This is a genomic window from Candidatus Kuenenbacteria bacterium (assembly GCA_012797775.1).
In the GTDB taxonomy this organism is placed as follows: Bacteria; Patescibacteriota; Patescibacteriia; order UBA2196; family GWA2-42-15; genus JAAZMX01.
Genome location: JAAZOM010000020.1, coordinates 12576 through 27617 on the forward strand (window position 1 = coordinate 12576; position 15042 = coordinate 27617).

Consider the following 15042-nt stretch of genomic DNA (forward strand, 5'->3'; position numbering starts at 1 on the left):
TTTTATCTCCTAACTAAGAGTTTCTTAATTTCCATCCCATTTCCCAGGAGCACAAAGAAAATATTTTGTTGCATGTGCCCCGGAGTATTAGACATTTCGATTTCGATCAGCATCTCCCCGTTAGCAATGGCTAGATTCGCCTCTGTATTTTGTGTCGCGGGCGATGGGAGGCTGTTGGCAGCTATGGCAAAAGGACGATTGCCTGATACGCGCACTTTGCCGGTGATGAGCTCACCTTCTGGCGCGGTCTTTACGATAATGCGTCCTTTGGCTCGCCCTTTAGAATCCGGTTCGCCGATTTTTACATCCAGCCACCCGGGTTTGGGCGCTTCCTTTGCCGGTTCCGGTTTAACAACCTTCACCGATTTGGGAATTGCCATACCAGTTCCATCGAGGTGGAATGTCAGCTCCACCTGTTCGTCGCCCTCTTCAGGGAAGAGTTCGATGACAGAGGATTTGACTTTCGCGACATCAACGACGACCTTGTTGGCTTGTGCCGAGCTGTCAACGGAGAGTCGCCGGACGCAGGTGATTTCCACTTGGCCATCGATCGGGTCGCCGTCTTTGGTCGTGAGAACGGCCAGCATGCAGGCGACCTTGTTGTCTTTGGCAGCCTGTGAGTCGATGACGACATTGAGATAGCCGGGTTTGGGCGGTGCAGGAGTTTCAGGCGGTTGCGGAACAGGTAGGATCTGTTGAAATCTGCCCTTGCCGCCCTCGATCTCGACCGCCACCGTGACAAACTCAGAGCCACTCGGGACACCATAGATCAAAGAATACTGTCCGTTGCCATCAGCAGTGGCCCTGTCTCCGGGTTTCACCCAATCATGGCCGTCAATCATGATCAGCGATATTGGATGATTTTTGACGGGGTAGTTGTTGTCATTCACCACCGTAACAATCACCCTTACGTATCCGCCCGACAAGAGAAAGACCTCAAAACGCGGAGCCAGCGTGTACAAATTACGCAAGGCTCTTTTAAGCTGATCGATGTACCCCTTTACTGGCCCTGGGGTTTTATCCAAGAGGGCCCTCTGGGGTTCTTTTATCTGATTCATACATTACTCCTTTCCCTCTCAGGGGATTTAATTATTATTTATTGTTAATTAATTTCTATATAAAATAAAACATAGAATCCCAGGCCATCTATCTGTCATTGCGAGGAGTGAAACGACGAAGCAATCTCGTCTAAAACGGGATTGCCACGCTTCGCTCGCAATGACGATTTATTAGGGGGTTAGGAGTAAGTCCGTCCCGCAATTGCGGGACGGAATTGATATTCTATTGTCAAAGTTCTAGCTCATTTTATTGAGCTCATAGATAGATTTTATTCCATCTAGGAGCCCACTAAAACCAAATACCCCTGAATTCATCTCTTGAATCAGGGGTAGACTGGGTAAGTAGGGAAGAGTAGTAGAGCCATTGCGGGCGAAAATATAATTATAATAATTCTTCCGCCATGGCTATTATTCTTCCAAACTAGGCAAATTTGCAGTTTACCCCTAGTTCAAAAGTTAGAATAGAAAACAAAGTACTTTTAAATAGTCTTATTAATTTAACACATTAATATAAAATTGTCAATAGTAAAATAAAAAAATATTAATTTTATGGCTTATTTTAGCCAAAATAAATTAAATATTTACAATTTATACCCATCTTTATTGACACTTATCAGAAAATAGTGTTAAATAATATTGAGGCAATATAAAAATATTTGGGGTGGAGTTGGACCCCTATATTTTGGCCTTTATTTTTTTACCCAAAAAATTTGGTATTATAATAATTTATACTAAATACAAAATACTAAATACTAATCTATGTCTACTATCAACCAATTGATCCGCAAGGGTCGCAGTAGAAAGCCGAGTAAATCCAAGACCCCATCTCTTTTGATGGTGCAAAATGTACTGACTCGCCGCAAAAAAGAAATGCCCAAGGGCAGCCCTTTCAAGCGTGGGGTCTGTACAAAGGTGACCACCACCACTCCAAAAAAACCAAACTCTGCTTTGCGTAAAATTGCCAGAGTCCGTTTGTCCAACGGTGAAGAAGTCACTGCCTATATACCGGGCGTTGGCCACAATCTCCAAGAGCACTCCATTGTGATGCTTCGTGGCGGCAGAGTAAAAGATTTGCCTGGTGTGCGTTATCATATTGTCCGCGGTATCTATGATACCCAAGGCGTCGAAGGTCGCAAGCAAGGTCGCAGTCGCTATGGCGCCAAGAAAGCTAAAGCCAAGAAGTAATTAACAAATTTTCAATTTCTAATTTTCAAACAATTCTCCATCTCTCAATTCTAAAATTAGTAAATTAAATCATTGTTTGAAAATTGAAAATTCCGGAATTCTTAAATTAAAACTATATGCGTGGAAAACAATCCCCCAAGAGAAAAATAAAACCAGATGTTAAATATCATCGTTTGGATATCTCCAAATTGATCAACTATATTATGCGTGATGGCAAAAAAGCCGTGGCTGAAAAAATAGTCTATGATGCTCTAGACTATATCGCCGGCAAAACCAAAGAAGACCCCATGGCTACCTATGAGTTCGCCTTGCGCAATGTCGCACCAGCCCTAGAAGTGCGTGGTCGCCGAGTGGGCGGTGCCAACTATCAGGTACCTTTCCCAGTGAGCGACGATCGTCGCCAGGTGCTTTCTTTCCGCTGGATCATTGCCGCGGCCAAATCTCGCAAAGGCAGACCTATGGCCCATGCCTTGGCCGATGAGCTTCTTGATGCCGCCAAGGGAGAGGGCTCGGCTGTCAAAAAGCGAGAAGATATGCATCGTATGGCCGAATCCAACAAGGCCTTTGCTCACTTTGCTAGATTCACCAAAAAGAAAAGGTAACGCTCAATTTTATCCTGAGCCCCGCTTTATTCTTGCGGGGCGAAGGATCCCGTGGAGACCCACACTAACCGTAATCAACGTTAAGAGGTAGTGGTACGGGATCCTTCACTCATTAGTTTAATTAATAATTTTAATATAAATTATTTACTAATATAAAAATTTTAGAGCATTTATCACTGACCCGTTCAGGATAAACTCTTGGAGAAACCACTTATGTCTAGAGAATATTCACTAGAAAAAACCAGAAACTTTGGCATCATGGCTCATATTGATGCCGGCAAAACCACGACTACCGAACGCGTACTTTTTTACACTGGCCGCAGGCACAAAATTGGCGAAGTTCATGAAGGCGCCGCCGAAATGGACTGGATGGATCAGGAAAAAGAAAGAGGTATTACTATCACTTCTGCTGCCACAACTTGTTTTTGGAAAGGTATTCGTTTCAATATTATCGATACGCCAGGCCACGTTGATTTCACGGTAGAAGTCGAAAGGTCTCTGCGTGTTTTAGACGGCGCTGTGGCTGTTTTTGATGGTTCGCAAGGCGTGGAGCCGCAATCAGAGACCGTTTGGAGACAAGCAGAAAAGTACAATGTCCCACGCATCGCTTTTGTTAATAAGATGGACAAAATTGGCGCCGATTACGAGATGAGCTACAAATCAATTCTAGAGCGCCTTAGTCCCAATGCTGTTCGCTATATTATTCCTATTGGTGCTGAAAGCAAATTTGAAGGCGTGGTTAGTCTTCTTACTATGAAAGCCTATCACTTCGAAGGCCAAAATGGAGAAGAGGTCATCGAATCAGAAATCCCGGCCGATATGCTGGAAGACGCCAAGAAATATCGATCTGAGTTGTTGGAAAAAGCGGCTGAACAAGATGATGCTTTGTTGGAAAAATATTTGGGTGGTACGGAATTGACCGAAGAGGAAATCAAAAAAGGATTGCGTCAGGGGGTGCTCGCCAACAAGCTTTACTTGGTTTTGTGCGGCAGTGCTCTAGCCAACAAAGGTGTTCAGCTGGTTTTGGACGCTGTCAATGATTATTTACCCTCACCGTTAGACGTTCCCCCGATAGAAGGGTTCGATCCAAGTGATGAAAACCAAAAATTGGTTCGCCACGCTTCCGATACTGACCCCTTTACCGCTCTAGCCTTCAAAATTGCTACCGATCCGTTTGTTGGTACCCTGACATTTTTCCGTGTCTACTCTGGGGTAGTCAAGGCGGGTAGTTATGTCTATAATTCTTCCACTGGTGATAAGGAGCGTTTTGGCCGTATCGTCCGTATGCACGCCAATCGTCGCGAAGACGTAGAAGAGGTGTATGCTGGTGAAATCGCCGCTGCTATTGGTCTAAAAAATACCACCACCGGTGATACCTTGTGTGATGAAAATAATCAGATTATTTTGGAAAAGATTACTTTCCCCGAACCAGTTATCAAGGTGGCTGTCGAGCCCAAAACCAAAGTCGATCAAGAGAAGATGGGCATGGCTTTGCAGAAGCTGGCCCAAGAAGACCCGACTTTCAGGGTTTCTACTGATGAAGAAACCTTGGAAACAATTATCGCCGGTATGGGCGAACTTCATCTTGATGTTTTGGTGGAAAGAATGCGCCGCGAGTTTAAGGTTGACTGTAATGTCGGCAAGCCCCAAGTCGCCTATCGAGAAACCATCAAGCAGGCTGGTCAAGCCCAAGGTAAATATATAAAACAATCAGGCGGTCGCGGTCAGTATGGTGATTGTCATCTAAAGCTAGAGCCGATTGTTGAGCCAGATGAAGAGGGCAAATTAAAAGATTTTGAATTTGTTAATGAAATCAAAGGCGGAGTTGTTCCAAGTGAATATATCCCTGCTATTGAAAAGGGCGTCAAAGAAGCTTTGAGCAATGGTGTCGTTGCTGGTTATCCGATGATGCATGTGCGCGTAGCAGTTTTTGACGGCTCTTATCATGAGGTTGACTCTTCAGAAATAGCTTTCAAAATGGCAGCTATTATGGCTTTTAAAGAAGCCGCCAAACGTGCCAATCCGATTCTTCTTGAACCAATTATGAAAATAGAAGTTGTTACCCCAGAAGAATATATGGGCGATATTATCGGCGATCTCAATGCCCGTCGGGCCGTGATCAAGGAAATGACCAACCGTGGTACCGCCAAGGTTGTTGATGGCGAAGTTCCGCTAGCTACCATGTTTGGCTATGCTACCGCCTCTCGCTCCTTGTCTCAGGGCCGGGCCTCCTTTAGCATGGAGTTTTCTCACTATGCCGAGGTGCCGAGAAACGTGGTGGAACAAATTGTCGGTGAAAAAGCCAAGACGGGAAAATAAATCATTGATACCAAAAAGAACGGAGCAGATCCGTTCTTTTTTGTTTCTATGTGATTTTTAGTAACTTGCAGCTAGTAATTAGTAACCCGTAAAAGGAATTATCTTATTATAATAAATTTTACCTTATGCTAGTTACCAGTTACGAATTATTAATTGCTAAAAGGGACGGGAGCAACCCCAGTCCCTTTTTTATTAAATTATTGGCTTATCAGCCCCACCCTCTCTCTTACTTCCCTCATGGTTTTTTGGGCAATTTCTCTGGCCGCTTCCGCGCCAGTTTTTAATACTCTCATAACATAATCAGGATTTTTTTCTAGCTCTTTTCTTTTCTCCTGGATCGGCTTCAGGGCGCCAATAATAACATTGGCGAGCATGGGTTTAAATTTGGCATATTGCAGTTCACCATTCTTATAATCTTCTTTGAATTTTGCTGTGATGTTCTCATCGTCAACAAAAGCTTCGAAAAGATCAATTAGATTTTTGCCACCGACAGCATTTTTTCCCCCACCCGTATCTGTTACTGCTCGTGATATTTTGTCTTGAATTTCCGCTGGACTATCACTCATGGCGATGTATGATTTCGGTCCCAGGTCTTTGCTCATTTTTTTTGCAGGGTCATTGAGTGCCATCAGGCGCGGAGTCCTGGCCAATAAACTTTGCGGCTCTTGGAAATATTCACCCCAGCGATTATTAAATTTTCTCACTACCTTCCTGGCCAATTCTACATGTTGGTCCTGATCATCTCCGACCGGCACCGCTGTCGCGTGATAAAGGAGGATATCTGCAGCCATGAGGGCCGGGTAGTCAAATAAGCCCATATTAACATTATCTTTGTGCTGCCTTGATTTGTCTTTGTATTGAGTCATTTTCTCTAGCTCGCCAACCGGCAAAATGCAATTGAATATCCAACCCAATTCTGTGTGTTCTTTGACATGTGATTGGACAAAGAATATTGACTTCTTGGGGTCGATGCCGGCAGCCAAAAGATCAGTAGCCATATCCAAAGTATTGCTGAGCAGTTCTTCCCTGCCAATATCTATAGTTATAGAATGTAGATCGACTATTGAGTAAATAGTGTTGTGTTGACCAGAATTTTGGAGATTGACCCAATTTTTTATCGCACCCAAATAATTGCCGACATGCATTTTGCCAGTCGCCTTTATCCCAGAGAAGATTGTTGGTTTGTTGTTAGCGGTCATAACATTAATATATTACAATTATTCTCCATTGTAAATATACTCAGTCTACACTTCGATTACCACCGGTAAGACCATTGGCCGTCTTTCTGTTTTGGAAAAAAGAAATTGTCCGACATCGTTGCGGATTTTATTTTTTATAAAATCAGGGAAAGCTTCTATTTTTGGATCAGTATCCTGTAATATTTTTTTAACTTTATTTCTAGTGTCTTCCACTATTTTTTTATTTTCTTTCATATAAATAAAACCCCGAGAGATAATATCAGGTGAGTGCAACAATTGTCCTGTTTTTTTGCTGATGGTGGCGATGACCACTATCATCCCGTCTTCGGACATCATCTTGCGGTCTCTCAAAACTACATGAGAGATATCACCAACACCGAGGCCATCGACAAACACATAGTCAACTGGCACCTTTTTGTCATGCATTTTTGGCTTGCCTTTCGTCGGAAATTCCATAATAGAACCATTGTCTGGCACGAAAATATTTTCTTTGGGAAATCCCTCTCTGATCGCCACCTTAGCTGCCTCTTTGAGCATATAATGGTTGGCATAAACCGGAATAAAATAAGTCGGCTGGATTTGTTTTATTATAGCTTTTATGTCATCCACGTTGCCGTGCCCACTCACATGCACATCCATAATATCGGAATGAATTACATTGTCAGACAGGCGGTACATGTTGTCTTTGAGTCTTTGGATGGTTCTCTCATTGCCCGGGATTATAGATGAGGAAAACACCACTGTATCATCTTTTTTTATCTTGATATATTTGTGGTTATTATTTACGATCCTCGACATCACCGCATCGCTTTCACCTTGGGCGCCAGTACACAAAACCAATATTTTATTATCAGGGTGCTTGTGTATTTCACTAATAGGTATCAGGGCACTTTTATTGAGTTTTACATAGCCGAGTTTCTGGGCGATTTCTATATTCATTTTCATGCTAAAGCCATCAAGTGAAATTTTTTTACCCAGAGACGAGGCAATATCGATGATTTGTTTTATTCTCTCCACCTGCGAAGCAAAGGTGCCAATAATAATTCTGCCCGGCGCTTCCAAAATTATTTTTGTTAGGTTGTCGATCATCTCTTTCTCAGTCACTTTTTTGCCCCCAGCCTGATGTGTCGCCGCCAAGCTTTCCAACATCAAAATTGTCGGTGTTTTTAGATTTGATAAGTGCCGGTAATCAACCAGCGGTCTTCCTTGGGGGTCGGCTTCCATTGTCCAATCACCGGGGTGAATCACCGTCGCCGAAGGATTTTCTAGAATTACCCCGACGGCATCCATGATAGAGTGTTCCACCGCAAAAAATTTGGCCGTAAAGTTTCCGAATTGGAATTGGTCCTTTATGTCTTTTATATATATAGTTTTCAAATTTTTACTAGCCCCTTTTTTATAATCTTCTACCCGGTGTTTTATCATTTCAATGGTCAGGTTCCTGCCCACCACCGGCGGGTTGCCTAGTTTTTCCAAAAGTATCGGCGCCGCACCTATGTGATCGAGATGGCCATGGGAGAAGATTACTGCCCGAATATTTTTTTCTTGTCCGCGCAAATACTCCACATTGGGCACGATATAGTCTATGCCCGGCATATCTTCCTCGGGGAACTGCAGGCCCATATCCAGGAGGATGATGTCCTTATTTTTTTCATTGCCTTTTTCGATATATTCAAAAACAGTCATGTTTCTCCCAACTTCTTCACAGCCGCCCAAGGGTATTATCCGGAGCACGCCTTCTTTGCTGGTTATTATCTTTTTGAATATTTTTTTACCAATATGGAGAGCGTCTTTCTGGTCGACTGGTCGGACCTGGGCATTCTCTGTTGAGCCTATTGCCGCCCCCACTTTTTCCGGGGCTTCAGTCTTTTTAAATATGGGGTATCTCCGGTGTGTTGCTTGTGCCTGTTTGCCCTTGTAATAACCATAATTTTTTCTCCGTTCTACGGGGGCTCTGTTGGTTGTATTTTGCGTCCTTCTTCTGCCGTCCGACAAAACAATCATCGGGTTTCTTGGCAGATTAGCATAAGACTTTTGATCGCCAAGCGGATTATTTTCTTTACCGCTGGTTCTTTTTTGGGCGCTAGGATAATTAAAGGCAGCACCCCGCCTTGGTTTGTTGCCAAACCGTTCGTTTCTTTTCACAATCATAAAATTGATTAATAATAATTTAAATTAATAAAAGAGAAGAGCATGAGATAAGATAGCAAGAGAGAGAAATTAAAATTAGTTAAAGGAAGAGAATTTATTCTATTGGTGCCGGAGAGAGGACTTGAACCTCCACAGGATTGCTCCTACAGTGCTCTGAACGCTGCGTTTACCCCGCTTCAAATGCCCTCGAGAGGATTTGAACCTCCACGAGATTGCTCTCACTAGCTCCTGAAGCTAGCGCGTCTACCAATTCCGCCACAAGGGCATTTGGTGCGGGTCAATTCCCCGCCTCGTCTCGCGACGACGCGAGGCGGGCACCACTCCGGCCCAAATAATAAATATAAGTGAGAGGCGCCTTAATGCATTAACAATTGAACAATGAAATTTACCTCGTTTATTTAAACCCCTTTTTGGATTTTATATACCAGTCATTGATATTATTCAATCTGTCAGAAGGGGAGAATATCTTTTCTATGGTGATGCCTTTTATTTTATTAGCCACCACATAGGTATAATTTGGATTGTATAAAAATATAGCCGGTAACTCATCCTTGATTATTTTTTGCAAATCTTTCAGCTTGCTAGCTTTTTGGTCCTGGTTTGTTTCTTTCCTTATAGCCTCGAGCAATTTATCAGCGCTTTCATTTCTAAAGCCCCCAATATTTAATCCCTGGCTTGCAGCCGCAGAAGAGTGCCAGAAAGGATAAAGATCCAGATCGCTGCCAAGGATTTCTCCGAACATCAAAGCTTCAAAATTTCTTTCTGTTATTATATCTTTTTGTATTTTTGATATATCAACATTGGCTAGGGTTACTCTCACGCCCACACTCTGCCAATATTTTTGGATCAACTCCCCGATTGCCGCTGACTGTGGTTGGTTGGTTGTGGTCAGCTGTATCGCGAGCTCTTGTCCATCTTTGTATAGAAACTTAGAAAGACCGTTGCCGTCGGTTTCTATTTCTGTGGTTGTCGCCGTAGCGCCAGCACTATTAGCTATTTCTTTTTTCTTCCAGCCGGCCTCAGCCAAAAGTTTTTTCGCTTCCTCGACATTAAATGTTTCGCCACCCCGTTCCTCATAGCCAGGCATGCCTGGCAATATCGGGCCATCGATTATTTGTCCTTGGCCGTTTAGCACCTCGGTCAGAATTTTTTCTTTGCTAATGCTCAAATTTAGCGCTTGGCGGACTTTTTTATCAGCCAGAGCGTTATTTTTTGATTGGTTAAAAAATATAGCGGTATATTGGGGTAGGGAAAGGAAGTAATAATTCAAATCTTTCCTTGTCTCCAGTTGATCTTTGAGGTTTTGGGGCAGGTAGCTCAAGCCGTCTGAGTTTTTATTTTTCAGAGACTCTACTGCCGCCTCAAATGTCGGCTGGAACTTGAAAGTGATTTCTTCAAGGTAGGGTTTTCTTTGATGATATTTTTCATTTCTTACCAAAGTATAAGATTTTATAAAACCCTGTTTGTCTTTTACAAAAGAATCAAATTTATAAGGACCGAGACCAACGGGCTTGACGTTTAATTCTGCCAACTCCGCATTTTCCGGGAAAATATCTTGCCAGAGATGCACCGGCAAAATACCCACCGTCAGATTGGTCAAGAAAGAATCGTAGGCCGCCGGCAGAGAAAATTGGACAGTATATTCATCTATAATACTTGCTTGCACCCCCGTCCAACTCGCCCTAAGCGGGCTCTTGTAATCCGGATTTTGTATGGCCTCTATAGTAAAAAGCACATCACCGCTGGTGAATTTTTCCCCATCAGGCCATTCCACTCCCTCTTTTAACTTGAAAGTATATTTGGTTTTCGCCTCATCAACAAACCATTCTTTGGCCAAATCTACTATCAATTGTCCGCTAGCATCTTCTTTTAATAGTCCGGCAAAAACCAGCTTACTTAGATCTCTGTCCACCTCGTTCAGCTGGGCATAAAGCGGGTTTATATTTTGAGGATATCCTACTAAATTTTCTGTATAGGTGCCTCCATAGGCTGGCTTGTCTACCAGATTGTTTTTGAGAAAAATATAGCCGATCAGTATAAGACAAATTATTATTGCCGACACTGAAAAACGCATAATAATTTTTTCTTTTTTAGAAAGAAATCTGGGCAGATATTTCATCTGCCTTAGACTCGGCAGTCTTTTGGTATTCAGACTCTCCACTAGAAGTTCATCAATGTTTTTCTTTTCCTCAAAATTATTTTCAGTAATATTTTTAACGCGCCCAAAAAAATTAACCTTTTTGAGTATTTTCAAAAATATATTGCCCCGCTTATTTGACTCCACTGGGGGCTGTGAGTTTTCGGTCATAAATTTTTTATTGGAGGAGTATGCGTGCTACGCCCAAGCCCAAAAATATGAAGGCCAGCACAATAGTGGCCCAGAAAACAAATTTTTCTGCCCCTCTTTTGGCCATATAAATGTTGCCTTCGCCGCCAAAGGCAGCGCCGAGGCCAGAGCCTCGATTTTGAAGAAGAATAGTGATAATAAGTAAAGTAGCCACCACGATCTGTACGATATCCAAAATCTGCATAAATTAAACAAAAAGAGGTAATCCTCTTAGATTAGCTTAATAATTTAATTAAAAGCGTCCGTCCGCTTTAGTCTTTTTTATAGTATCAGATTTGCTGTTTTTTGTCAAAAGGATTATTCCCAATGCACTTCCGTTTCAAATTTTTTCAATCGTTCTTTTATCGGCTGATATTGGTCTAAGTTTCCATCTTGGCCCAATATTTCTTCCACTGCGGTTTTACTTTTCTTGATGATAATATAATCGGTCAGCTTGGCCACCTTCAATAGATCATTATAGCCAGACTGCCTGATACCATAAACCTCTCCCGGACCACGAAACTCCAGATCGCGCTCGGCCAATTCAAAGCCATTTTTACACTGCGCCAAGGTTTGCAACCTTCTGATCGCCTCCACATTATTTGATTCAGTAAATAAAAAGCAATAAGATTGTTCGGTCCCTCGTCCGACCCGGCCGCGAAATTGATGCAGTTGGGCCAGGCCAAATCTTTCAGCTGACTCAATTAGAATCATCGTTGAATTGGGTACATCAATCCCCACCTCAATCACCGGTGTGGACACCAATATTTTTGTTTTTTGTTCCAAAAAATCGCGCATGGCTTTTTCCTTTTCTTCGGCCTTTAGTTTTCCATGCATTAGGCCAATAGGCAAATCCGGAAATATTTTATTGTCCAATTTTTCATATTCCTCTTTGACCGCCTTGACTCCCAGTTTGTCCGACGGATCAATCAGGGGACAAATCACAAATGCCTGCCGGCCTTGTTTTATCTGCTCCAAGACAAACTTATATTTATCCGGTCGTTTTTCCGGTGGCACGATTTCTGTTTTGATTTCCTTTCTGCCGGCGGGCATTTCATTGATCACCGACAGATCCAGATCTCCATAGGCCGTCAGAGCCAATGTTCTCGGGATTGGTGTGGCAGTCATTGATAAGAGGTGGGGGATAGTGCCGTCATTATTTTTCTGTTTGAGCATTTTTCTTTGCTCCACCCCAAAACGGTGTTGTTCATCAATAATGACGAGCGCCAATTTATTAAAATTGACCTTGTTTTGAATCAAGGCATGGGTGCCAATAACCAGATCCAGTTTTCCGGCAGTGATTAATTTATAAATTTCTTTATCCTTGTCGATTCTAATGTTGGTTCGTTTGTCTGCACTGGTCAGAAGTGCTATTTTGATTGGCCAGCCGTGGAACAATTTGGTCAGATTTTCATAATGTTGTCGAGCCAGGATTTCCGTCGGGGCCATATAGCCAGTTTGGTAGCCATTCAAGGCCGTATTCAAAATTGAGAGACATGCCACGATCGTTTTGCCCGAGCCCACATCACCCTCCAAAAGCCTGTTCATGGGTTTATTTTTCCCCAGATCTTTGAGAATCTCCCAGCCAGTTATTTTTTGTGCCTTGGTCAGAGAATAGGGGAGTGATTTCACAAATTTTTGGGTTTCTTTTTCTTTAAATTCTATTTTTTTTGCTAGAGCTTGTTGCAGGGTTTTTTTGGCCAGCGCCGCACGCATTTGAATAATAAAAAGCTCGTCAAATTTTATTCTCTCCAATGCTTGATTCAAAACCTGTTGGTTGTCCGGAAAATGTATTTGTTTGACAGCTGCACTCAGGGCCATCAGTTTATTTTTTTGGATTAATTCGCTCGGCAGCCAATCTTTTATATATTTGGATAGAGCGATGATCTGGCTCATCACATAGCGCAGTTGTTTCTCCGTTACACTTTTTGTCAAAGAATAAATCGGCACGATTCTAGCCGTGTGGGTCATTTCTTTTTTATAACGCGTTACTTTTTCGTAATTGGGGTGAATAAACTGTAGTTCGCCGTTTTTATCTTCGGCTTTACCGGACAAAAAGATTTCATCGCCCGGGCGCAGATTTTTGATGAGATATGGCTGGTGGAACCAGACCGCCTTGATACTCTCTGTGCTGTCAGAAATTATTGCTTCGGTCACCAATCGTTTTTTCCACTGCGAACGTTTATTCTGGATTATCTCGATCTGCCCGCGGACTGTGGCGCTCGCCCCGGCCTCTACTTCCGCGATAGTCTTCACCCGGCTCCAGTCCTCATAGCGGAAGGGCCAATAATTCAGAAGATCCTCGACGCTCAAAACGCCAAGCTTTTTTAGACCTGGTGCGATTCTTTTGCCCACTGAAGTGATATTTTCTATTTTGCTTTTGAGATTGATCAGCATGTTGAATCTAAAAAACAGAAATCAAAAATTATATAAATTTATCTCCCAAAGGGGATACCAAATTTTCACCCTTTGGACACACGCCGCTATGAGTAATTAAAATTCTCCTCTGCGGCCAATTTGGCGGGCGATCTTATTTATTGAGTGCATCTATATCAGCCTGATATTTATCTGCCGTGGCCACCACATTGTCCCCATAAAAGCGATACTTGATGTTGGTTGAACCAGAAAAATATTTCATGGCCGCAGTCCATTCGCCACTTTTTGATGTCGCCCCGTCAGCCGCCAATTTTATAGCCGAAGCAATAAAGGCATCCCTAATATCCCATGGATTGGCAGTTTTGCCAGTGATGTTTTCTATTTTTGATTTATAGCCCATCCAGGTGGAGGGGATAAATTGTGCTGGCCCCATGGCTCCACCCCAACCTATCTGGTTACCATTTTTATCACGCATCGGGCAGGAAACCGGCGTGATATCGGGGTCCATTCCCAATTCTTTAGTAATAGTCAAAAATGGCTCATGGTCGCGCGTCGGTTTCATGATCACCCGCCAGCTTTTTTCTGGCGGATCGCCCGGTCTATTGCACGTGCCAATATTTTTGCCCAGGCTTGATTCCTGCGTCAAAACCGCCAAAATAAAAGACGCCCTGACCCCCGTTTGTTTTGCCGCCCAATTGGCGATTTCTACTGCTTCACCGAAAGTGATAGCCTTGCTGACCCCGAGCAACTGATACAGCCGGCTCCTGATTTCTGCCGCTTTCTTTTTGGCATCGCCAATTATTGATTGATAAGCGCTTTCTTTACCCTTTGTTTCTTGGAGTAGGGTATTTTGCTCACCCACGAGACCGGTCAATTGCTGTTTTTGCAGTATTTTTATCGAAAGTAAATCTTTGGCTTCTTCTTGCTGGACCGCTAGGGTCTCTGCCTCACTCGCCAGTTCCTGTTTAATTTTTTTTGTTTCCACCAGGAGTTCATTCAGCGCCTCTGATAGTTGGGTATATTGTTCCATCTCATTGAAGGCCTCAGACAAATTTTCATTGGCCGCTATAATAAAAATAAAAGATTTGTTATCGCTCCTGTTTATTGCTCGGAGTAAAACCGCCATCTTCTCCTCTAGGCGGCCGACTTTATCCGTCTTTTCTTCTATCTGGCCCCTTGTTGTTTCCAGATCTTTTTCCAGCTGGGTTATTTTTAGATTTGTCGATTTGATCTGCAAGTTGATACCCGCTTGCTGATTTTGCAGCTGCTTTATTTTATTCTGTAGAGTATTCTTTTCGCCCGTTATTGTTTTTAGCTGATTTTGGTATTCGGTGATTTGTTTTTCAATATTGGCCAGCTCTGCCTCGAGTTGGCCTTTTTCTGTTTGCGCTGTTTGCAGTTCGTTTGTCTCTTGGGCCAAAACTGGCAAGATTAAAAAGCTGGCCAAAATAACCAAAAATAGAATAAATAAGATTATTTTATTATTCCTCATAATTTAATTATACCATCAAAAACATATCACACAAAAACCAGCCCCCACAAAGGGGCTGGTTTTGAAATTGAAAAAGTAGTTAGAAACCAAGAACTAGAAATTAAAAATTCTTACTGGTGCCCCCGTGAGGAGTCGAACCTCAATTACAAGATCCGCAATCTTGCGTCCTATCCATTGAACGACGAGGGCAATTCGGTGATATTTTACACTTTGCGCGAACCTTTTTTGAACGAAACGGCAACTGATTCGCCCCGCTACCGCTCGCTAACGCTCGCCAGCCAGCAAAAAAGTTTTCCCTGCTTTTCTTTTGCGCGCGCCGGATTTTTTCTTCTAG

Annotated in this window: 10 protein-coding genes and 2 tRNA genes; 3 read left to right on the forward strand and 9 right to left on the reverse strand. The window is 42.8% G+C overall.

Features of this window, described 5'->3' with window-relative positions; genetic code table 11:
• Positions 1-2: 2 nt before the first annotated feature.
• Positions 3-1058, reverse strand: a complete 1056-nt coding sequence (locus GYA54_02390; protein NMC51555.1) for a hypothetical protein — start codon at positions 1056-1058, stop codon at positions 3-5.
• A gap of 759 nt (positions 1059-1817) precedes the next feature.
• Between GYA54_02390 and rpsL the strand changes: the two genes are divergently transcribed.
• The 3 genes from rpsL to fusA all read left to right on the forward strand — a co-directional run bounded on the left by rpsL (position 1818) and on the right by fusA (position 5164).
• Positions 1818-2243 (forward strand): 30S ribosomal protein S12, encoded by a 426-nt coding sequence (rpsL, locus tag GYA54_02395; GenBank protein NMC51556.1) that lies wholly within the window; start codon positions 1818-1820, stop codon positions 2241-2243.
• 116 nt (positions 2244-2359) lie between these two features.
• Positions 2360-2845 carry a 30S ribosomal protein S7 gene (gene rpsG / locus GYA54_02400; protein ID NMC51557.1) on the forward strand — a complete coding sequence of 162 codons (486 nt, stop codon included), beginning with the start codon at positions 2360-2362 and terminating at the stop codon, positions 2843-2845.
• A 213-nt stretch (positions 2846-3058) separates the two neighbouring features.
• Positions 3059-5164 carry an elongation factor G gene (gene fusA, locus GYA54_02405; GenBank protein ID NMC51558.1) on the forward strand — a complete coding sequence of 702 codons (2106 nt, stop codon included), beginning with the start codon at positions 3059-3061 and terminating at the stop codon, positions 5162-5164.
• Between the two features lie 197 nt (positions 5165-5361).
• On the opposite strand, the gene trpS is transcribed toward fusA, so the two are convergent.
• The 8 genes from trpS to GYA54_02445 all read right to left on the reverse strand — a co-directional run bounded on the left by trpS (position 5362) and on the right by GYA54_02445 (position 14897).
• Positions 5362-6363, reverse strand: coding sequence for a tryptophan--tRNA ligase (trpS, locus tag GYA54_02410; GenBank protein NMC51559.1), 1002 nt, complete (start codon positions 6361-6363; stop codon positions 5362-5364).
• Positions 6364-6408: 45 nt separating this feature from the next.
• Positions 6409-8514, reverse strand: coding sequence for a ribonuclease J (locus tag GYA54_02415; protein ID NMC51560.1), 2106 nt, complete (start codon positions 8512-8514; stop codon positions 6409-6411).
• Between the two features lie 181 nt (positions 8515-8695).
• Positions 8696-8779: transfer RNA gene (locus tag GYA54_02420), tRNA-Leu, on the reverse strand.
• A 129-nt stretch (positions 8780-8908) separates the two neighbouring features.
• Positions 8909-10822, reverse strand: coding sequence for a peptide ABC transporter substrate-binding protein (locus GYA54_02425; protein NMC51561.1), 1914 nt, complete (start codon positions 10820-10822; stop codon positions 8909-8911).
• A gap of 7 nt (positions 10823-10829) precedes the next feature.
• Positions 10830-11045, reverse strand: coding sequence for a preprotein translocase subunit SecG (gene secG, locus GYA54_02430; GenBank protein ID NMC51562.1), 216 nt, complete (start codon positions 11043-11045; stop codon positions 10830-10832).
• 113 nt (positions 11046-11158) lie between these two features.
• Positions 11159-13237, reverse strand: a complete 2079-nt coding sequence (gene recG / locus GYA54_02435) for an ATP-dependent DNA helicase RecG (protein ID NMC51563.1) — start codon at positions 13235-13237, stop codon at positions 11159-11161.
• A 133-nt stretch (positions 13238-13370) separates the two neighbouring features.
• Positions 13371-14708 (reverse strand): hypothetical protein, encoded by a 1338-nt coding sequence (locus GYA54_02440; protein NMC51564.1) that lies wholly within the window; start codon positions 14706-14708, stop codon positions 13371-13373.
• Positions 14709-14822: 114 nt separating this feature from the next.
• Positions 14823-14897 (reverse strand) — tRNA-Arg (locus GYA54_02445).
• Positions 14898-15042 lie beyond the last annotated feature (145 nt).

What these genes read in the sequence shown, in the direction of transcription:
- secG (NMC51562.1), bottom strand. Translation starts at nt 11,045, where the DNA reads ATGCAGATTTTGGATATCGTACAGATCGTGGTGGCTACTTTACTTATT.
- fusA (NMC51558.1), top strand. Translation starts at nt 3,059, where the DNA reads ATGTCTAGAGAATATTCACTAGAAAAAACCAGAAACTTTGGCATCATG.
- GYA54_02390 (NMC51555.1), bottom strand. Translation starts at nt 1,058, where the DNA reads ATGAATCAGATAAAAGAACCCCAGAGGGCCCTCTTGGATAAAACCCCA.
- GYA54_02415 (NMC51560.1), bottom strand. Translation starts at nt 8,514, where the DNA reads ATGATTGTGAAAAGAAACGAACGGTTTGGCAACAAACCAAGGCGGGGT.
- recG (NMC51563.1), bottom strand. Translation starts at nt 13,237, where the DNA reads ATGCTGATCAATCTCAAAAGCAAAATAGAAAATATCACTTCAGTGGGC.
- rpsG (NMC51557.1), top strand. Translation starts at nt 2,360, where the DNA reads ATGCGTGGAAAACAATCCCCCAAGAGAAAAATAAAACCAGATGTTAAA.
- rpsL (NMC51556.1), top strand. Translation starts at nt 1,818, where the DNA reads ATGTCTACTATCAACCAATTGATCCGCAAGGGTCGCAGTAGAAAGCCG.
- GYA54_02440 (NMC51564.1), bottom strand. Translation starts at nt 14,708, where the DNA reads ATGAGGAATAATAAAATAATCTTATTTATTCTATTTTTGGTTATTTTG.
- trpS (NMC51559.1), bottom strand. Translation starts at nt 6,363, where the DNA reads ATGACCGCTAACAACAAACCAACAATCTTCTCTGGGATAAAGGCGACT.
- GYA54_02425 (NMC51561.1), bottom strand. Translation starts at nt 10,822, where the DNA reads ATGACCGAAAACTCACAGCCCCCAGTGGAGTCAAATAAGCGGGGCAAT.